Source organism: Lyngbya sp. CCY1209 (genome assembly GCF_055795065.1).
Genome location: NZ_JAYFER010000620.1, coordinates 1 through 20,014 on the forward strand (window position 1 = coordinate 1; position 20,014 = coordinate 20,014).

18 protein-coding genes are annotated in these 20,014 nt (G+C 57.0%); 6 read left to right on the forward strand and 12 right to left on the reverse strand.

The annotated features are described in order from the left end of the window. Positions 1–164 precede the first annotated feature (164 nt). Both AC0QHF_RS23510 and AC0QHF_RS23515 read right to left on the reverse strand, forming a co-directional pair. Positions 165–1,058: a carbohydrate ABC transporter permease gene (locus tag AC0QHF_RS23510; RefSeq protein WP_324706691.1), complete on the reverse strand. Its 894-nt coding sequence runs from the start codon at positions 1,056–1,058 to the stop codon at positions 165–167. A 132-nt stretch (positions 1,059–1,190) separates the two neighbouring features. Further along, complete coding sequence (locus AC0QHF_RS23515; RefSeq protein WP_324706692.1) at positions 1,191–1,547, reverse strand: phage holin family protein; 357 nt, start codon at positions 1,545–1,547, stop codon at positions 1,191–1,193. A gap of 90 nt (positions 1,548–1,637) precedes the next feature. On the opposite strand from AC0QHF_RS23515, the gene AC0QHF_RS23520 reads away from it, so the two are divergent. After that, the gene (locus AC0QHF_RS23520; RefSeq protein ID WP_324706693.1) at positions 1,638–2,135 is read left to right on the forward strand and encodes a pentapeptide repeat-containing protein; all 498 of its coding nucleotides are present in this window, start codon (positions 1,638–1,640) and stop codon (positions 2,133–2,135) included. Here AC0QHF_RS23520 and AC0QHF_RS23525 read toward each other — a convergent pair. Further along, positions 2,132–2,965, reverse strand: coding sequence for a sulfurtransferase (locus AC0QHF_RS23525; RefSeq protein WP_324706694.1), 834 nt, complete (start codon positions 2,963–2,965; stop codon positions 2,132–2,134). The genes AC0QHF_RS23520 and AC0QHF_RS23525 overlap by 4 nt on opposite strands. 417 nt (positions 2,966–3,382) lie before the next feature. Here AC0QHF_RS23525 and AC0QHF_RS23530 point away from each other — a divergent pair, with 417 nt between their 5' ends. Continuing rightward, positions 3,383–4,699, forward strand: a complete 1,317-nt coding sequence (locus AC0QHF_RS23530) for a homoserine dehydrogenase (protein WP_324706695.1) — start codon at positions 3,383–3,385, stop codon at positions 4,697–4,699. Positions 4,700–5,724: 1,025 nt separating this feature from the next. Here AC0QHF_RS23530 and proB read toward each other — a convergent pair. The 7 genes from proB to AC0QHF_RS23565 form a co-directional block, all read right to left on the reverse strand. Then, on the reverse strand, positions 5,725–6,840 hold the full coding sequence (gene proB / locus AC0QHF_RS23535; protein WP_324706696.1) for a glutamate 5-kinase: 1,116 nt from the start codon (positions 6,838–6,840) through the stop codon (positions 5,725–5,727). Between the two features lie 240 nt (positions 6,841–7,080). After that, entirely contained in the window at positions 7,081–7,599 is a 519-nt protein-coding gene (locus tag AC0QHF_RS23540) for a YqeG family HAD IIIA-type phosphatase (protein ID WP_324706697.1), read from the reverse strand. Between the two features lie 120 nt (positions 7,600–7,719). Beyond that, positions 7,720–8,793, reverse strand: a complete 1,074-nt coding sequence (gene mltG, locus AC0QHF_RS23545; RefSeq protein WP_324706698.1) for an endolytic transglycosylase MltG — start codon at positions 8,791–8,793, stop codon at positions 7,720–7,722. Between the two features lie 77 nt (positions 8,794–8,870). Beyond that, positions 8,871–9,443 carry a DUF3727 domain-containing protein gene (locus tag AC0QHF_RS23550; RefSeq protein ID WP_324706714.1) on the reverse strand — a complete coding sequence of 191 codons (573 nt, stop codon included), beginning with the start codon at positions 9,441–9,443 and terminating at the stop codon, positions 8,871–8,873. Between the two features lie 232 nt (positions 9,444–9,675). Further along, positions 9,676–10,122 (reverse strand): Holliday junction resolvase RuvX, encoded by a 447-nt coding sequence (ruvX, locus tag AC0QHF_RS23555; RefSeq protein ID WP_324706699.1) that lies wholly within the window; start codon positions 10,120–10,122, stop codon positions 9,676–9,678. Beyond that, positions 10,119–11,381, reverse strand: coding sequence for a GNAT family N-acetyltransferase (locus tag AC0QHF_RS23560; protein ID WP_324706700.1), 1,263 nt, complete (start codon positions 11,379–11,381; stop codon positions 10,119–10,121). The genes ruvX and AC0QHF_RS23560 overlap by 4 nt, the downstream gene beginning before the upstream one ends. Positions 11,382–11,573: 192 nt before the next feature. Further along, entirely contained in the window at positions 11,574–12,755 is a 1,182-nt protein-coding gene (locus AC0QHF_RS23565) for a F420-0:Gamma-glutamyl ligase (protein WP_324706701.1), read from the reverse strand. Between the two features lie 222 nt (positions 12,756–12,977). Between AC0QHF_RS23565 and cruF the strand changes: the two genes are divergently transcribed. The 3 genes from cruF (at position 12,978) to AC0QHF_RS23580 (ending at position 16,123) form a co-directional block, all read left to right on the forward strand. Then, entirely contained in the window at positions 12,978–13,904 is a 927-nt protein-coding gene (gene cruF / locus AC0QHF_RS23570) for a gamma-carotene 1'-hydroxylase CruF (protein WP_324706702.1), read from the forward strand. Positions 13,905–13,955: 51 nt separating this feature from the next. Further along, on the forward strand, positions 13,956–15,206 hold the full coding sequence (cruG, locus tag AC0QHF_RS23575; protein ID WP_324706703.1) for a 2'-O-glycosyltransferase CruG: 1,251 nt from the start codon (positions 13,956–13,958) through the stop codon (positions 15,204–15,206). 122 nt (positions 15,207–15,328) lie between these two features. Continuing rightward, on the forward strand, positions 15,329–16,123 hold the full coding sequence (locus AC0QHF_RS23580; protein ID WP_324706704.1) for a ZIP family metal transporter: 795 nt from the start codon (positions 15,329–15,331) through the stop codon (positions 16,121–16,123). A gap of 195 nt (positions 16,124–16,318) precedes the next feature. Here AC0QHF_RS23580 and AC0QHF_RS23585 read toward each other — a convergent pair whose 3' ends face one another. Next, positions 16,319–16,588 (reverse strand): hypothetical protein, encoded by a 270-nt coding sequence (locus AC0QHF_RS23585; protein ID WP_324706705.1) that lies wholly within the window; start codon positions 16,586–16,588, stop codon positions 16,319–16,321. A 414-nt stretch (positions 16,589–17,002) separates the two neighbouring features. On the opposite strand from AC0QHF_RS23585, the gene AC0QHF_RS23590 reads away from it, so the two are divergent. Beyond that, positions 17,003–17,998, forward strand: coding sequence for a sirohydrochlorin chelatase (locus tag AC0QHF_RS23590; RefSeq protein ID WP_324706706.1), 996 nt, complete (start codon positions 17,003–17,005; stop codon positions 17,996–17,998). Positions 17,999–18,271: 273 nt separating this feature from the next. Here the strand turns inward: AC0QHF_RS23590 and crtO are convergent, their stop codons facing one another. Beyond that, a complete protein-coding gene (crtO, locus tag AC0QHF_RS23595) occupies positions 18,272–19,960 on the reverse strand; it encodes a beta-carotene ketolase CrtO (RefSeq protein ID WP_324706707.1) in 1,689 nt (562 codons plus the stop codon). Between the last annotated feature and the right edge of the window lie 54 nt (positions 19,961–20,014).

The window sequence follows — 20,014 nt, forward strand, 5'->3', positions numbered from 1 at the left end:
TCCCCCTAAATCCCCCTTGAAAAGGGGGACTTTGTCCGAACGATCCCCCTAAATCCCCCTTGAAAAGGGGGACTTTGAGGGACAGAGTAGGGTGTTGAGTCGGGGTAAAATTGGGTTTTGGAAAGTCCTGATATCTTTTCCCCGAGATCGGGCACCTTTAGCCCTCAAGAGATTTCACTTCCCGTCCAACGCGCGATCGCTAATCGTAATAGTGACAACCCGAAAACGATCGCAAATAACACCAACCCAATCGCACAGGCGTAACCGATATCTAAATTCTGAAACGCCCGTTCGTAGAGATAATAAACGATGGTTTTGGAACTGTTTAACGGCCCTCCTTGCGTCATGATATACACCTCTTCAAATACTTTTGTGGCGGAAATGGCGGAAATCACCGCCACCAAAATCAGGTAGGGCCGCATCAGCGGTAAAGTGATATCCCAATGGCTTCGCCAGCCGTCGGAACCGTCCAAACTGGCGGCTTCGTAGAGTTCCGCCGGAATCGACTGCAACCCGGCCAGATAAATCACCATGTAATAACCCAACCCCTTCCAAATTGTCACCGCCATGACGGAAAATAACGCCAAATTTGGGTCCGTCAGCCAGGGGATACTCGGCGATGCCGAGGGGGGCAGAAAAAAGGAACCGAAATATTGCAGGAATTGATTCAAGAGTCCGTTTTCTGCATACAGCCACTTCCAGGCTAGTCCCGCGACGACCATCGAAATCACGACCGGAACATAATAAGCCGTCCGAAACCAGTTAATTCCCCGCAATTTTTGATTCACTAAAATCGCCAGCCACAGGGGTGCGATCGCCAAAATAGGAACGACAATAATAATGTAAAGGGCGGTATTTTTTAGGGTCTGCCAAAATACAGAATCTTCCCACAACCGCCGGAAATTATCAATACCAATCCACTGCGGATCGCCGATTAAATCGTAATTAAAAAAACTCAGATAAAACGCCTGTATCGACGGCAAAAATACCGTCAATACCAAAATAACTAATGCCGGGACTAGGAACAAATAGGGAGTGGGGTTGAGTCGCGATCGCATATTTTTGGAGGTGTGAAATTGCCAGATGTCGATTTCCGGCGCACAAAAACCGTGTACCCGAAACCGACACCCAGAGCGACAAGCACTTTTTTTAGCCTTAAATTCGTGTCTTTAATGGACGCTTTGAACCGCTTAAACGTCTGCCTCCCCCCGGCCGGCGAATTGACCGATAATCCAAGTGACGAGGGACAGGACGATGGAACCGAACAGGGCCGGCCAAAATCCCGCCACGGTAAAGCCCGGGGTGAAGAATCCCACCAGGGAAATGGAAATGGCGTTGACGACAAATAGGAATAACCCCAAAGTTAACAGGGTCAGGGGAAGGGTTAAAATCGTCAAAATGGGTTTGACGATCGCATTCACCAACCCCATGACGATCGCCCCCACCGCCGCCGCCTGCCAACTGGCGATCGTCAGGCCCGGAACCAGATACGCTGTAATTGAGAGTGCAATGGCTGCCAAGAGCCAGGTAACGAAGAAATTGACCATGAGTTTGTCTTAACCTCATCGTTGCGTTCCTATTGTAACGGTAACGCCGATTCAATTCGCTATCCTGGGTAGATATCAACACTTACGGTTATGAAAAAAATAGTTCGACAAATCGCGATCGCGCTGTTCGCCGGATTGCTGTTACTTTGGCCCGGAGTCGCCCGCGCCGCAGAAAACCCGGCCCACCTGTTTTTCAACCACAGTTTGCTCCAACACCGGGATTTTTCCAACCAGTCCCTCCCCGCGGCGGAATTTGCCAACTCCAACTTGGAATATGCCAACTTCGACAACTCCGAACTGCGGGGTTCGGTGTTCAGCCGCGCCACCCTGCTGGGGGTGACGATGCGGGGGGCCGACCTCACCTATGCGATGTTGGACCAAGCCGATTTTACGGAAGCCGACCTGAGCAATTCGATTTTTGTGGAAGCCCTATTTTTCGGCTCCACCTTCGACGACACAGATATCACCGGGGCCGATTTCACCGACGCACTGTTGGACGGCGAACAGTTGCGCCGACTCTGCCAGCGAGCCGATGGCGTCAACCCCGTCACCGGCGTCTCGACCCGGTACTCCCTCGGGTGCCGCTAATCTTCCGGGTCGAGTTGGTACGAACACCAGTCGCTCCAACTCCCCGGGTACAGTTTACCCTGGGATAATCCCGCCAATTCCAGGGTCAGCAGATTGATGCAGGCCGTCACCCCGGAACCGCAGTAGACGACGATTTCTTCCGCGTCTTTGTAATTTTCCCAGCGTCCGGGCTGTTCGGCAAATTTGAGAAATCCCCCGGCGTCGGAAACGTCCCGCCAGGGCAAATTGACCGCGCCGGGGATGTGTCCGGCGATGGGGTCGATGGGCTCCCGTTCTCCCGAGTAGCGATCGCGATCGCGGGAGTCGATCAAAACCATACCCGGCCGGTCTTTCCGGGTTTTCACGTCCTCGAAATCCACCACCCAATCCGATCGCAATTGCGGTTCAAACTGCGCCGGTTCCGGTTCGGGAATTTCCGCCGTCACCGGATAACCGGCAGCTTTCCAACCGCCGAACCCCCCGTCGAGTAGGGCGGCGCGATCGTGGCCCATGTAGCGCAACAGCCACCACAGCCGCCCCGCAAATCCGAACCGGGAATCGTCGTAGGCCACCACCAAGGTTTCTCCAAACTCGATCCCCAGGTTGGAGAGTTTCCCGGCGAGTTCGTCAATATCGGGGAGGGGATGCCGTCCCCCGTGTTTTTCCACCGGCGAGGACAAATCCCGTTCCAAATCCAGATAAACTGCCCCCGGAATGTGATTTTCCAAATACTGCTGTCGTCCCAACTCCGGGTCGCCGAGGGCAAAGCGACAGTCCACGACCCTCACTCCGGGATTATCCAAATTTTCGGCCAACCACTCGGGAGAAACAACGGGCTGAGTCTCGGGCATTTCAACACTATCTCCGAATTGCACTTTGCCCTCAATTCTATGGCGTCGCGGGGGAGGGCAGAGGAGGCGGAGGAAGCGGAGGAAGCGGAGGGGGTTTAGAGGCAAAGATGGAAAGAATCTAAAATCTAAAATCTAAAATTCCCTACACCCTACACCCTACACCCTACACCCTACACCCCACTCCCCCATAAAAAAACGCCCCCACCTTTTCAGGTGTGATGGGCGCTCGAATCAGGGTGCATCTACTATATGAGTAGTATAACCCGTGATGGGTCGCACCCCACACAAGCTTTACAAAACGTTACAATTCGACCCCTTGACGGAGATTTTTGCCCTCCTCGGCGGGTCGGACCGCAGAAGGGGGGGCGGAGGGTGTAAAAATGGTTGAACAGCAAAGTTGAGTGACAGGTTGGAATCGTGGCTTTTAAAATCGGTTTGTTGGGATTGGGAACAGTCGGGACGGGAACCGCCAAAATCCTGTGCGATCGCGACGGTCGCCATCCGCTGTTGCAGGCGCTGACCCTGCACCGGGTGGGGGTACGATCGCTCAACAAGTCCCGGAACGTCGATTTGCCCGAACACCTGCTGACCGACAATTTGGAAGCGATCGTCACCGATCCGGAAGTGGATATCGTCGTGGAACTGATCGGAGGTCTGGAACCGGCGCGATCGCTGATTCTCAAAGCGATCGCCCACGGCAAACACATCGTCACCGCCAACAAAGCCGTCATCTCCCGCTACGGCAGCGAAATCTTCGACGCCGCCTCAGAAAAAGGCGTTTACGTCCTCCTCGAAGCCGCCGTCGGGGGCGGCATCCCCGTCATCCAACCCCTGAAAGAATCCCTCGGCGCCAACCGCATCCACACCGTCACCGGCATCGTCAACGGCACCACCAACTACATTTTGACCCGGATGCAGGCCGAGGGCGCCCCCTTCGACGAGGTGCTCAAACAGGCCCAGGAATTGGGCTACGCGGAAGCCGACCCCACCGCCGACGTGGACGGCTTGGACGCGGCGGACAAAATCGCAATTTTGGCCTCCCTCGCCTTCGGGGGGCGCATCAAATTGGACGAGGTGTATTGCGAAGGCATCCGGGGCGTCACCGCCACCGATATCGCCTACGCCGATCGCCTCGGGTTTACCATTAAGTTACTCGCGATCGCCCGCCGAGATCCCGTCGCCACCCCGGACAACGATTTACTCTCCGTGCGGGTCCACCCCACCCTGGTTCCCAAACTGCACCCCCTCGCCAGTATCAACGGCGTCAATAATGCGATCGTCGTAGAAGGGGAACCCATCGGACAGGTGATGTTCTTCGGCCCCGGAGCCGGAGCCGGCCCCACCGCCAGCGCCGTCGTTTCCGACATCCTCAACATCGTCGCCATCCTCACCACCCGCCCCCCCAAAGCAGACATCCCCTTCACCACCCACCCGCTGATGAGTTGTACCCACCAGCACTACTGCAACCTGGCACCGATGAAGGACTTGACCACCCGATTTTACGCCCGTTTCATCACCCGCGATCTGCCGGGAGTGATCGGCAACTTGGGAACCTGCTTCGGCAACCACGACGTCAGCCTGGAATCCATCGTCCAAATCGACTCCCACGGCGAGCTCGCGGAAATCGTCGTCGTCACCCACGACGTCCTAGAAGGCAACTTCCACCAAGCATTAGACGAACTCCAACAACTCGATATCGTCGATCGCATCCCCAACCTGTTACGAGTCCTGTAACTGAAGAAGTAGGAAGTAAGGATGAATGGACAATTATTAATTGTTAATTGTTAATTGTTAATTGTTTCCCCGCCTTCCCAAGGTGCTGTGGCTGTATGTGCCGGGAGGCGGGGATTTGACTGGTTTGGGCGCGATCCGCGATCGCGTACCTATCGCCCCATCTAACAGTACAGAAAAACCAATCGGTCGTATAAATTTTTCGTATCGGTTTAGATGCGGACGGATCGAGTTCAACCCCAGAAAGGATATGAAACATTGGACGGGGGATCGACTTCAACGAGACGCCGTGAGTCTTTGACTGGGTAATTTTAACCGGCGGATCAGATCGACGAGAACTTCGGTTTTGGTCTTGCCCTTTTCGGCGCAAAACTCCTCCAGATGCCGGAAATCAGATTCCGTAAGGCGGATGGTCAGAACTTTGTTGGAGGGGGGTTTAGTTCGCGGCATAGACTTCGGATGTACATACAACATACATCTACTATCATGACATCTCTCCCGCCGCTCTGGCTAGGGATCTGCAAATTTTCATTTCCGTGTAGCATCCCCCGTTGGGGATAGTTTCCGTCCATTCTTTTGAGGGATGCAATACTTGTGCAATACTTGTGCTATACTCTGTATGTACAAATTACTTGAAGACACCAGACCGAATAAAACTTAGACAAGCACTTTGCTATGATCACAGATGACAACACGCTGATATCGTCTCTCAAGGCTCCTCAGCCTAGCCATCGTTCCAGTCAAGATTATTCGGGATCGAGTTTGAATCAAATCATGAAAAAATTCGCGCACTACGCAGATTGGAGCATCACGCTCCTGTTCGATGTTCTGAGCCAAGTTGAAGAGAATTTAGATCGAAACGCCACGAGCTGAAGTTGAAGGTTGCTGTAAAGTCGTTATTGAATTCGAGAAGATCAATCTAGATGGGGTTAGCCAGGAACCCCATCTTTTTGATTGGGAGTCGGGTTGATAGGGGAGTCGGGAGTCGGGAGTCGGGAATCGGGAAATGAATTGACAATTATCAATTGTCAATTGATAGAAATCACCAGGTTGTCCCGGTGAACGACGGTTTCCGCCCCCGCATAGCCGAGGATTTCGGGAATTTGTTCGGAACGAGAACCCCGGATTTTTTCCATTTCCGCGCTGCTGTAATTCACCAATCCCCGGGCGATTTCCCGATCGCCGCCGTCGCACAACCGCACCGCGTCATGGGGGTGAAACTCGCCTTCCACCCGGGTTACACCGGCCGCGAGGAGGGATTTGCCGCCCTCCCGGATCGCCCGCACCGCCCCCGGATCGAGGTACAATTTGCCCGCCGGGACCAAAACGTTGGCGATCCAGTGGCGTCGGGAATTGACGGGGCGGGATTGGGGTTCAAACTGGGTGCCGATCGCCTCCCCGCCCAGGATTTTTTCGACATTTTCGGGGCGTTTCCCGTCCGCGATCGCCGTCCGCACCCCGGAACCCGTGGCGATGCGGGCCGCTTCAATTTTCGTGACCATCCCCCCGGTGCCCCAACTGCTGCGGGAGTTTCCGACTTGGACTTGGAATTCCTGCAACTGTCCGATGTGCTTAACCAAATGGATGGGTTGCGCGTCGGGGAAGAACCGGGGGTCGGCGGAATAGAGGCGATCGACATCCGTCAGTAAAAACAGCCAGTCCGCCTCCACCAAACTCGCCACCAAAGCCGAGAGAGTGTCGTTGTCGCCGAAGCGGAGTTCATCGACAGCCACGGTGTCGTTTTCGTTGACGATGGGGATAACGCCGAGTTTGAGCAATTGTTGGAAGGTGTTGTAGGCGTTGACGTAGCCACCACGCTGCACCAGGTCGCCGCGGGTGAGGAGGACTTGGGCGATGGGTTGTTGGAGGGACGTAAAGAGGTCGTCGTAGACGCGGATCAGCCGGCCCTGTCCGACGGCCGCGACGGCTTGTTTGAGGGCGATCGCGCGGGGTCGTTCCGTCAGTCCCAGGCGATCGCGCCCCACCCCCACCGCGCCGGAGGACACCAGAACCACCCGATGTCCCTCTCGGCGCAGGCGGGTCAGCGTTTCCACCAGCGTCGCCAAGGTGGATAACGCCAGATGTCCGGTATCCGGCTGGGTCAAGCTGGAAGTGCCAATTTTGACGACAATGGTGTAGGCCATATAAGATAGCGACAGACAGAACGGTTAGGACATTGCGATGGTAGAAAGGGAGTCGGGAGTCGGGAGTCGGGAGTCGGGAATCATGAGATCATCTGTCCTAACCGTCATGGCGACTGCTATCGCAGGTATCGCGATCGCGTGTTTACAGTTCCGGAAGAGGGGAAAAACCTCGAAACCCTTATCCCCCCCTTCCTCTTCCCCACACCCCACACCCCACCCCCCACACCCCAGCGCGAAGCGCTATTTACCTTGAAAAGACGCTCCCAAAACTTCGGAGATCCAGACTTCGAGCGATCGCACCGAGAAAAATTGGCCGGTTTGAATGGGATCGAGCATCGGTTCCACGAGAATGGTGAACATTCCCAGCCGATTTCCTGCCAAAACGTCCGTAAAAACGCGATCGCCCACCATCGCCACCTGGTTCGCCGGGATCTCCATCGCCTTCACCGCCTGCCACAGTTTCCGCCGCGACGGCTTGGCCGCGCCGCTGATGTAGGGCAAACCGAGGGAACGGGCGATGCCCCCGATCCGGGCTTGGGAGATATTGTTGCTCACCAGCCACAGGGAAAAGGTCGGCTTGATCTCCTCGACCCACTGGCGCAACTCCTCGGAGGCCTGCTGCTTCGTGATCGGAACCAGGGTTTCATCCACATCCAACACCAGACCCTTCACGTTATTTGCGTGGAGGATATCCGGCGTGAGCTGCATGATCGAATTGCCCAGAACCAAATCCGGTTCCAAAAGTTTACCCCAGGACATAGTGGATTGTAGAGTTTTATCTCTTTATTTTATCGAAAAATGGGAGGAATTAATTGACAATTGACTATTCCCTATTGCCTATTCCCTATTGCCTATTCCCTATTGCCTATTCCCCACTCCCTACTGTTCCGACAGTTGGCGTTCCACTTCCGCGATCGCTCGGGCGTGTTCGGCTTCGGTGCGGCTGAAAATGTGGGTGCCGTCGTAGCGGGCCATGAAGTAGAGGTATTCGGTGTCCTCCGGGTTTAAAGTCGCTTTCAGGCTGGCGATTCCCGGCGAGGCGATCGCGGTGGGGGGCAGTCCCGGATTCAGATAGGTATTGTAGGGGGAGGGGGTTTCCACCTGTCTGAACGTCAGGGGTTGATCGACGGTTTGGCGGATTCCCAGACCGTACTCCACCGTCGGATCGGCGGCCAGACGCATCCCCTGTCTGAGGCGGTTGTGAAACACTCCCGAGATCAATTCCCGTTCCTCGGCGACGACGGCCTCCTTTTCCACGATGCTGGCCAGGGCGACCCACTCGTTGAGGTCGAGGTTGTGGCGTTCTCGGCTTTCCTGATAAACCGGGAGGGCGACGGTTTCAAATTGAGAGAGCATCTGGTCGATGACACTTTCCGGGGTAATGCGATCAGCCACCACCAAATAGGTGTCGGGATACAGGTATCCTTCCAGGATGGGCAAATCTTGGGGCAGCCACGGATAGCGATCGTAGGGGATCTGTTTCGCCTCGGCCACAAATTCTTCCGCCGAAAAGAATCCCTCGTCCTCAAAATAGTCCGCCATTTCCTGAATCGACCACCCCTCCGGAATGGTGAAGCTCATTTGCATGACCTCCCCCTTCCAGATGCGATCGGCGATCGCGCTCAGGGGTTCGGTGGGGGACAATTGGTAAGTTCCCGCCTTGAATTCTCCCTCCGGATCTCGGAAAATCAGCCACCTCGCCCACAGCTTCCAAGCCGTCGTGGAGCGGATCAGGCCCGTCGCCTCCAGATCCCGCCCGATTTGCTGGCTCGAGGTGCCGGGGGGGATGGAAATTTGAATCGACGTCTCGGCCGCGGCATTCTCGCCGAGGGTGTCCTCGTCCGCCGGGGGCGAACTGGCCCAACTCCACCACGCCCAGCCCTGCCAGCCGAAAAAGATCCAGACGACCGGTAAGATGGCGAAATAAAAGAGTCCTTTAGAAAATCGTCCCATCAGAACTTCTGCCCGTTATTGTCGCTTGTTGCCGTTTGATGCTCTGTGAGAATGATGTCCCACAGCCCGATAACAGTTTACGCGAAATCTTCAAAAAGTCGCTCCTCAATTTCGGGCAACAGGGGTTCGATTTTGTCCAACTCTTCCGGGGACAGGAGTTCCGGTTCGCCCCGTTCGTTCATCCGGGCCAGGATGAAAAAGGGGTCGAGGGGGGTGTAGATGCCGTATTCTTGTTCTTCGTGGTAGAAGCGGGTCAGCAGCAGCAGTTCCTCGTAGTCTTCATCGCCGTCGTCGGCGCCGTCCGGTTCGTCTTCGTCGAACAGTTCCGGCAACTCTCCCGCGGCCGTCAGGGTGACGGCGGTGCGTTTGAGGGTGAGGTTCTGTTCCTCCAACACCACCTTCGCCGTGGAAAAGATGCGATCGATCGTCTCTTCCGATTCCACGGGGACGGCGGTTTCTTCCTCATCTTCGTCGTCGGACCAGGTGAGGATTTCGACGGGGATATCGACGGGAAGCAGTAAGATATATTCTTGACCTTCTATGTCGAAGGAGGATTCGATCGTGCATTCGATGGATCGCCCTTCTTCATCCGTCAAGACGGTATAGGTGTCGGATTCGGGTTCGTTGTCCGGGGAAAATCGGGATGGCATCATCTTGAACTGACGTTGAGCAAAACAGCGCTCTGGGGCACTGAGATGGGGTAATATGAAGGATCTAGACGACACAATGCGATCGCACAGATCCCCCCTGCACAAAAAGGATAACACGGCTGTGTTGGTTGATACTTTATCTGAGATAGAGAAATCTAAAATCTAAAATTAGGGCGCTAAAATTAGGGCGCAAGCCTTGCGCCCCTACAATTTCCCATACCCCGAACCGCCCCTATCGATTTTGTCGCCGTGCGTCGAGCCACTGTTGGAGGATCAGGGCGGCGGCTTTGCGATCGACGAGGGCTTTATTTTCGGAGAGGGGAATTTTGGCGGCCTGCATCATCTGTTCGGCCTGCACCGAGGTCAGCCGCTCGTCCATATATTCCACCGGCAAGTCAAGAGCTTTTTGCAGGCGTCGGGCGTAGTTGTGCACTTGGCGGGCCTGAAATCCCAGGTTTCCACTCATGGAATAGGGCAGGCCCACCACCAAAACCTGAACCCGCCGTTGTTCCACCAATTCCCGCAACTGGGCGACATCCGCCTCGAAGGACGATCGCCGAATCGTGGTCAGGCCCGTGGCGATCAACCCCGTGCCGTCGCACCCGGCGACGCCGATGCGACGGCGGCCCACGTCCAACCCGAGGGCCGATATAAATGGGCGGGATTGGGAGTCGGTCATGGTTTGGGGCGATCGCCGTTCTTGGATTCCGGGGGATTGGCGGAGAGTTTTTTCTTCTCGGACTCGGAGAGTTCCGAGAGATTTTGGGGTTGGATCTGCTGTTCCGACGGGGGTTTTTTGGAGTCTCCGGGGTGGCGATCGTCCATCGGCCCGAGCCAGGACATCCGGCCGGGGACGGGTTTGCGGGAGGGTTGCAGGCTCTGGAGCACTTCCGACCACTGCAGGGGTTCGGCGGCCATTTTCGACTCCCGCAACTTGTGCCACACCGATCGCGACATCAATAGGGTGTGTTCGACGGGTTCGGCGCCGACTTTCTCCAAATAGGCTTCCCGTTCCGGCTGGTAGTCCGCCGAGGCCAGCCGCAGGGATTGGGGCGGGAACTCCTGCACCAGTTGCGCCATCTGGGAGAGCAATTCGGGATATAACCAAGTGTAGGCCGGATGGACCGTCAGTTCGGCGACGTGGGGTTGGTTGCCGTCCCGGCACAACTGCACTTGGAAATAGCCGATCGCGGCTTTTCGCTGGGGTTCAAAGACGTAGCCGCTCACCTGTTCCACCCGGTTGAGCCACTGCCGCAGCCCGTCCGCGATCGCCCGCACCACGTTGGTTCTAAAATCCAAAATGTGGCGGTCGAACACCTGCCGCACCTGGGGCGGCATCGATACGGTGTCGAGTTGGTAGAGCAACTGGGCATCGGCGTTGCTCACCGGGAGCAAATTCGGGACATCCGCCTGGGTGGTAGCTAAATCCTGAAGCCGTTCGGATTCCAACGCCCAGTAGGTCATCTGTGCCAGGGGTTGAAAGCCATTTTGCCGGTAGAGGGCGAGGTCGTCCTTGTCGTTGACATTCACCTCCAACACCCAAGTCCGAGCCTCCCAAATCGTCTCGAAACAGTACCGCAGCAGTTGGGAACCGATGCTGCTGAAGTTAGCCGCCGGATCGACGCCCACCCGGTCCACCCGCCAGGTGCTGCGGGTGCGGTTGAAGGGAGAGACGCGCAGCACCCCCCGCACGCCGTCTTGTTCCGCGACGTAGGTATTGAAGCGGTACTGGCAGGGGTTGGGAAACCAACTGAGGAATTTCAATAACCCGTACCAGAGGCGGAGCTGTTGCACTTCGCGATCAAGGGATTCGCCGGTGGCAGACTCGTCGTCCGCCCCGGCGGACATCCGGGACAACCGCTCAAATGCTTCGAGATCGCGATACTGGAAGGGGCGAATTGTCACCTGATTTTGGTTTTGGGAAAGAAATACGCTCATGTAAGTCCTCAGAGTTGGGAGTCTCTATCGATCGTTCGCCATCGGGCTGGGTTTGACGGGACAACCGCTGGAGTGGTTCGGAGAACGCAAAATCCCCGCTACTGGCCCGTTTAATTTCTATATCTCTGGCCGATCGCTCTACCTTCGCACCCGAAATTGAGCTCCTCGGGGCGATCGCTCCCCGGAGGGCTCTCAGCGGTCCCGAGGAGATCCCGGGCGGAGGAGGACCAACGGCGTGCGCTCGTCGGCGTTTCCGGCGGGATTGCTTCTCAGTGCCCGCTCGACAAATTGCACCGGCAGATCGGAGGTGGCTGCTAATATTTTAACGGCTTTCAAATCGTTGACATCTACAATGGCGGCCTCCAGACCCGTTTCCTGGCGGATGCGATCGACGACGGCTTGGGGATCGTGCGGCCCGAGGACGATAAATTGATCGTAGGGCGGCAGGGTCCCGGTGACATCATCAATTAGGCGGGCTTGTTCCCCCGCCAGTTGGTAGAACCCGCCCCGGTAGCCGAAAATTCGTGCGATCGCGCCCCCGACGAAGGCCGCGAACACTCGCGCCGGCCCGACGAGATCCACCAGGGTTTGCAGCCCGCAGGCCGTCGCCAAACTGGAGGTGGGCATGAAAAAGTAGCACACCCGCCGCGCCACCCATCCGGGTTTCACCTCCGTCGGATGGCGGAATCGGCCCTGGATCAAAGCCAGGGGAGTCTCTCCCATTGTAATGATATCGCCCTTTTGAGCGTGGGGCATGACGTAGCGCCGCACCACCTCCACGGGGTCATCGAGCTGGGTGAGGAGGTGGGTGCGGATGGGGAACACTTCCCCGCCGCCGTCAACCGGGCGGGAGTTGGGGGGCGTTTCCGGGTCGGGGTACTGCATGGGAATCACGACGTGGCGCCATTTGGGGATGCGCCCTTGGGGGCCGTAGGTGACGTAGCGAATTTGTACCCAGGCGGATTGCAACCGGTCCAGATTTTCCCCTTCGATGTCCAAAACCACTTTGAAGCGGGTGGTTTTCTGCACTTTGACGATGTAGGCGAACCAGTAGCCGTCCGGTCGGGCGGGGGCGTCTTCGTGGCCGGACACGATGCGGGTGCGGACCGGGACGCCATCCAAACTCCCGTCCGAAAGCCATTTGACTTCGGCGGTCAACTCCGGCACCATAATTTCCAGGTTCGGTGTCCGGTTGCACAGTTCGAGTTCTCCCGTCAGGATGACCCGTCCGGGTTCGGTGAGGGTCGTCTCCCAATTTCCCGGCGTCAGTTCCAGGTCGTTGCCGGGACGGCGACGGTACTGCAACTCCAGGGCTAACAGCGCGATCGCGATCGCGGCTAAAATAACAATTCCCACCACAGACAATAATTCCAAAATCACAAGACCAAATTTTACATGGATAATTGATAATTGATCATTGACAATTGACAATTAACAATTGATTGCCCTCCTCCGCTTCACCGTTGCCTCCTCCGCTGCCGGGCCCCCAACTTCCACATTTTTCTCCCCTTTACCATCAAATCGGTTATTCTAATTTAAAGATTTGTAAACTGTTTGGGAGCGCCGCTTGCGTTTCGTACCTGTTTGAGGAGTCCAATGAAGCAACTTGTGATAGCCGAGCGTTTTTGCCTGACCGTCCATATCATCGCCACCCTGTTCGGTTTGGCCGGACTGCTGGTGGTTTTACCCAATCCCGAACTGGTTCTCAGCCTGCCCCCCGTCGGACAAACCGCCTTTCGATTGAGTATGGGGGGCGGGGGAGTCGCCTACATCGTCTTCGGCGCGATCGCCGTGAGCCTCTACGCTTACCGAACCCTCGGTTTGGCGACAACGCTGGGATTCATGGTGCCATCTATCGCCCTGTCTCTGAGTAGCGAACTCCTCGGTACCAGCACCGGTTTCCCCTTCGGCCACTACCAATATTTGACGGGATTGGGCTACAAGATCGCCGATCTGGTCCCCTTCACCATCCCCCTGTCCTGGTTTTACATGGGCCTGACCTGCTATCTGCTGGCCCGGGGCGGGTTGAAAGTGACAATGGGATCGGGCCTGATCCGCCACCTGGGGGCGTTGGCGATGGGTGCCGTCCTGCTGACGGCTTGGGATCTGGTTCTCGACCCCGCCATGAGTCAGGCGCCCTTCCCCTTCTGGCAATTCCAGGAAGTGGGCGAATTTTTCGGGATGCCCTACCGCAACCTGAGCGGGTGGATGGGGACCGGTTTGCTGTTCATGGGGGTGGCGGCGTTTCTGTGGCGGCGGACGCCGATCATTTTGTCGCGATCGCTCTTAACTTTACCGCTGATGGTGTATTTGACCAATTTCCTGTTCGGCGCGGCGATTACGGTGGTGGAGTTGGACGCCCGGTTCCTGCTGCCGACGCTGTTGAGCGTGGTGTTGGGCGTGATCCCGGCGATCGCGTTTTGGTGGCGGTCGAACCCCTCCCTCAAGGAAATGGCCGACCTGCTGCCCGAATCCGGCGCGTCTGATGCCGCAGACATCCCCGAGAAAGTCGCCGCCCAATAGAACCGGTCGCTTCTCGTGGTTCAATGTTGTGAACGATGACGCGGTAGATTCATGTTCGATTTCCCCTGCTGGTCCGCTTCCCCCCTCCCCCTGGCGATCGTCGAGTTTTCAATTGACGGGTGGGTGGGGGCGATCGCCCTATTTTTGTTGGCCTTTCAAATCCCGGCGACGGCGATCCTGCTGTCCCGATTATTTCGGGGTCTGATCCGCCGTCCCCAATTGCCCGTCGCTCCGCCGACCCCGGATCTAGTCGGGGCGGTGAGTGTGGTCGTGCCGACCTTGAACGAGGTCGATCGCCTCAGCCCCTGCCTCTCGGGATTGAGCGCCCAGGGCTACGAACTGCGGGAGGTGACGGTGGTGGACAGCAATTCCGATGACGGGACCCCAGATCTGGTGAAAGCGATCGCCCGCCGAGATCCCCGCTTCCGCCTCACCGTCGATGACCCCCTGCCGCCGGGGTGGGTGGGTCGCCCTTGGGCGCTGCACACGGGCTTTCTCCGCAGTTCTCCGGGGTCGGAGTGGATTTTGGGCATCGATGCCGACACCCAACCCCAACCGGGCTTAATCGCCGCCCTGGTGCGGGCTGCGCGGCGGGAAGAATACGACCTTATCTCCCTCTCGTCTCGATTTATCCTCAAATCTCCCGGGGAATTGTGGCTGCAACCGGCTTTGCTGATCACCCTGATCTACCGATTCGGCCCGCCGGATGCCGCGCCGGCAAGTCCCGATCGCGTTATGGCTAACGGCCAGTGTTTTCTGTGCCGCCGTTCGGTTTTGGAGGCGTTGGAGGGCTACACGGGCGCCCGCAACTCCTTTTGCGACGACGTGACCTTGGCCCGAAATGCGGCGCGACGGGGGTTCCGGGTGGGATTTTTGGACGGGTCCGCCCTGTTGAAGGTGCGGATGTACGACGGGTTCGCCGACACCTGGGAGGGCTGGGGGCGATCGCTCGACCTCAAGGATGCCAGTTCCGCCGGCCAACTCTGGGCGGACATGGGGGTGCTGCTGGGGGTTCAGGGGTTGCCCCTGCCGGTGCTGTTGGCGGGTTTGCCGTTTCTGGGTGCGGGACTGCCGCCGACGGCGGTTATTTTGCTGGGGTTGAACGGGTTTTTATTTGCGGTCCGGGTGGCTTTGTGCGCCGCGATCGCGCCCTCCTACGATTTGAGTCAGGCCCGGGCGAAATGGGCGTTCTGGCTGTCTCCCCTGGCCGATCCGCTGGCGGTTTTGCGGCTGTGGATCTCGGCGACCCGGCGGCCTGACCGCTGGCGGGGGCGAATTTATACGAAAGAAGAATATGGTTAAAAACCACTGCCTCGCCAAGTCAATTAACGATGCCGGGTGGTATCAATTTAGGATGTGGTTGGAGTATTTCGGGGAAGAATCTCCGTCGCTGTCTTCGCGGAGAGTGTCAAGGATGGAAAATAATGCGGGATTTGTTGCAGGATATTCCCATTTTTTATCTGGGCGCGATCGCCAGTCTGATCGCCGGACTGTGCACGGCCGTCGGCGCTTTGCCGATCTTTTTCCTCTCCCATATCAGCCGTCGGTTTCAGGGAATTTTACTCGGTTTCGGCGCCGGGGTGATGTTGGCGGCGACCTCTTTTTCCCTGATCGTCCCGAGTATCGACTATTCCAAATCCCAGACGGGCAGCACGGTATTGGCTGCAATTATCGCGACCATTGGAATCGGAATTGGAGGTGGTTTTTTGTGGTTCAGTAACCAATATTTTCCCCACGAACACTTTTTTAAAGGCCGGGAAGGTCGAAATATCGACAACCTGAAACGGATCTGGCTGTTCGCGATCGCCATCGCCCTGCACAATTTCCCGGAGGGGCTGGCCGTGGGGGTGGGATTCGGGGACGGAGATCTCAACAACGGCATCGCGTTGGCGATCGGAATCGGACTGCAAAATATGCCCGAGGGGCTGGTGGTGGCCCTGGCTTTGATGACCGAACGCTATTCGCGGATCGCCGCTTTTTCGATCGCTTTGGTGACCGGACTTGTGGAACCCGTCGGGGGCGCGATCGGGGCGGGAATGGTGGCGATCGCCCAATTTATTTTACCCTGGGGACTAGCCTTCGCGGCCGGGGCGATGTTGTTCGTCATCAGCGACGAAATTATCCCGGAATCCCACCGCATGGGACAGGAACAGGAAGCCACCTTGGGCGTGATGGCCGGGTTTGTCGTGATGATGTTTTTGGATATTACTTTGGGATAAAGTGGAGGAGCGATTTTAAAAAAATAATCCCAAAGGTGAAGGGAAATTGGAGTGAGAGATGCTTTGACCCATCTGAAATGAGTCAAAACGGCGGAACTGCCAGCCGATTTAAAAAGAGCAAAAAATGATAACGGTTCATTGCCCAACAGCTAGAATTCGCCCCGAACAATGAACGCGATCAAATCAACGCATCATCTAATCCACTCGCTCCAATTGCCAGAGGATTTGATTGCCCTCCCGTCGCACCCTGGAGACTTCCCAGTTGCGCCAAGCCCAGTTGTCGCCGCGGCTGGTGACGGCGCTGGCATTAATATCCATTAAATCGGCGAGTTCGGAGCTGCTGATCAGGTAGCCTTTGCTGGCAATTTCGTCGGCAATATGCAGGGTCTCTATGAGATTCCGAAGTTGGTTGACTCGAACTTCGCGGGGCAAACTCTCATTGGACTCGTTGATTGGCTCAGTCATAACAGAATTGGATACGGCAAGATTAGAGTCTATCACAATGGATTGTATCCTTATATTCGCACTCTTGTCAGTCGTCCCCGAGACAATTATCGGGGGAGAAGGTTAAGAAGTCTTCGATTTGACTATCGTCGTCCTGGGTTCGACCCCGAAGACTGGGGGACATTTGCCCCCCGGGATAACCGCCGCCGGATGCCGTGCCGGCGAATATGTGGATTCATTACAGTTTCAAAGAAAAGGGGTAGAAATTCGCTAAGATGGCAAGGCACAAACGGTAACGACCGGGGAAACATCGGTGGGAGTCCGAGGCTGTGCGGCAACTGTAAGTTGATGGCCGGTGTCGCCGTCAAACAAGCCAGAACGCCCGCCGTTACCGATATCACCCGACATCCCGCCTCGCACGGGAAAGGAGTTTAAATGGAAATTTCGACGACAATTCACCCCCATTCTCTCGCCCCCCTACCGCTGAACCGCCCCCTGCTGCTCATCGGCCACGGAACCCGGGACGACGCCGGACGGCAGACCTTCATCGATTTCGCCGACGCCTACCAGGATCTCGATCGCTCCCGCCCCGTCATCCCTTGCTTTTTGGAACTGACCGGCCCGACCATCCAAGAGAGCATCGATCAATGTGTGGAACAGGGCTACACCGAACTCTCCGCCCTGCCGCTGCTGCTGTTTGCGGCCCGACACAATAAATTCGACATCACCAACGAACTGGATCGGGCCCGGGAACGTCACCCGCAACTGAAATTTCACTACGGACGCCACTTCGGCATCAATCCCAAAATTCTGGAACTGTGGCAGTCCCGCCTCGCCGAACTCGACACCCCCGAGGCTAACCCCCGGCAAATTTCCCGGGCGGACACGGTGCTGCTGTTCGTGGGACGGGGTTCGAGCGACCCGGACGCCAACGGCGACGTCTACAAACTGGCCCGGATGCTGTGGGAGGGAAGCGGCTACCACACGGTCGAAACCTGTTTTATCGGCATCACCCACCCCCGGTTGGAGGAAGGGTTCCGCCGCGCCCGACTTTACGAGCCCAAGCGGATTATTGTCATCCCCTATTTCTTATTTACCGGGGTGCTGATGAAGAAAATTTTCGACATCACCGCCGGGCAGCAGGAACAGTATCCCGAAATCGACATGACCTGCCTGCCGGAAATGGGGATTCACCCGAACTTGTTGGAATTGTTGCGCGATCGCGAAATTGAAACCCAACTGGGACAGGTGCAGATGAACTGCGAAGCCTGTAAATTCCGGCTGGCTGCGGTTTCCGGCGAGGGACATTCCCACCACCACCACGGCCACGACCACCACCACCACGGGCATTCTCACGACCATTCCCACGGGGCGATCGACCCCTACGCGGAGCCGGAACGTTACCACGAGCGGATCTGGCAAGTTCCTTAGTTGATCTGGGGGAAGAAACCGGGTTTCTAGACATCTCGGGTTGGGAGGAAGAAACCGGGTTTCTAGGAGGGTGTTTTGTTCCTCATCAAGATCTAAATAGAAACCCGGTTTCTAGAACTCTCGTTGGGGAGGAAGAAACCGGGTTTCCAGACATCTCGGGTTGGGAGGAAGAAACCGGGTTTCTAGATATCTCGGTGTGGAGGAAGAAACCGGGTTTCTAGAAGGGTGTTGGGTTCTCCCCTGAGATGTTGGTAGAAACCCGGTTTCTAGATGTCACTTGAAAACCCCCTCCCAAAGCGACGCGATCGCCCCTCCAACCCCTGCGATCGCCCGATTCCAAGGTTTTTGAACTTGCAGGAACACCCGGGCGCAATTGCGCCCCGGCATCCCGGAAATCGAGCCACCCGGATGGGTGCCCGCCCCGGTCAGAAACAGCCCCTCGACGGGGGTTTTGTAGTTGGCAATTTCCGGCAGGGGACGCAAAAATACCATCTGATCAAGGGTCATATCGAGGTGGTAATAATTGCCCTTGTAGGAGCCCAGACGCTCCCCCAATTCCGCCGGACTCTCCACCCGGCGGGCGATCATCGAATTTTTGAGATTGGGGGCGTATTCGGCGAGTTTGTCCAAAACGCGATCGCCCACCTTGTTTTTCAAGTCGTCCGTCCACCCCGTGCCGTTGAGCCCCGTCCCCTGAGCCCCGGCGATCTGATAGGGGGCGAAAAACTCGATCCAGAGGGTGTGTTTCCCCTCCGGCGCCATCGAGGGGTCGAGAACCGTCGGAACCACCGCATACATGGACGGGTCGGAATCGGGGATTTCCCCCACGGTGCAGAGGCTGTGGGCTTTTTCGACCTGCCGCACCGAGTCGGCGATCAAAACCGACCCGATCAGATATTCGTCCCGGTGGTTGTAGGCTTCAAACCGAAGCGGTTCTGACAACGCGCAGTCGATTTTGAGGATGGTTTCGTTGTTGTTGATAATTTTGCGTTCCAACCGTTCCCGCAAATTGCGATCGGCGGCGTCCACATCGGCGGGATCGACGCACTGCAAAAATAACCGCCGCGCATCGATATTGGAAATCACCCCCCGGCGGGCGCGATATTCCCGCCCCCCCTCAACCGCCACCCCAATAGCCCGTCCATTATCAATTAATACCCGCTTGACGGACTGTTCCGTGAGGATTTCCCCGCCGAGGCTGGTGACGAGGTTGACGAGGGCCCGGGTGAGGGCGCCCGTTCCCCCCCGGGGGCGGGACATTCCGGGTTCGTGCCGCATCGCCAACATACTCGCCCCGACGGAGATTCCCTTTTGGGAGGGTGGGGCACCGATTTCCGCCGCCAATCTTGCTAGGGGCGCCCGGACGACTTCCGTATCGAACCACTCGCAGACGAGATCTTCGGGACTAATTAACATCGTCCGCAGGAAATCCAGGGCTTTGGTGGGGCCGCCGACGATCGCCAACGCATCTTTGAGGGCGTCCATATTGTAGCTGGCGACGATATCGGGGATGGATTGGGGCGGGGCGTTGAACAGGGGCGCGATCGCACTCATGAGGCGCTGCCAGTAGGCGACAAATTCGGCGTATTTTCGGGCGTCATAGTCGCTGTAGCGGGCGATTTCGGCGCAGGTTTGTTCAACGGACCGATGGGCGAGAAAATACCGCCCGTCCGCCTGGGGACAGAACACCACCGGATCGCAGTAAAGATAATCCAACCCGTAGCGATGCAATTCCAATTCTCGAACCACCGGGCCGAGGTGAATGAATTCGTGGTCGATCGCGCACAGGTTAAACTTGAATCCCGGCGCGGTTTCCGGCATCACTTCCTCCGTCGTAGCCGCCCCCCCCGGCACGGGTCGCTTTTCCAGCAGCAGGACGCTGTACCCCGCTTTCAGCAAGTAAGCGGCACAGACGAGCCCGTTGTGACCCGCGCCGATAACGATCGCATCGTAGGTTGACATACAGATTTCGGGAATCAAAGTTAAATGTCTTATTGTACCGACTTCGGAACGCGG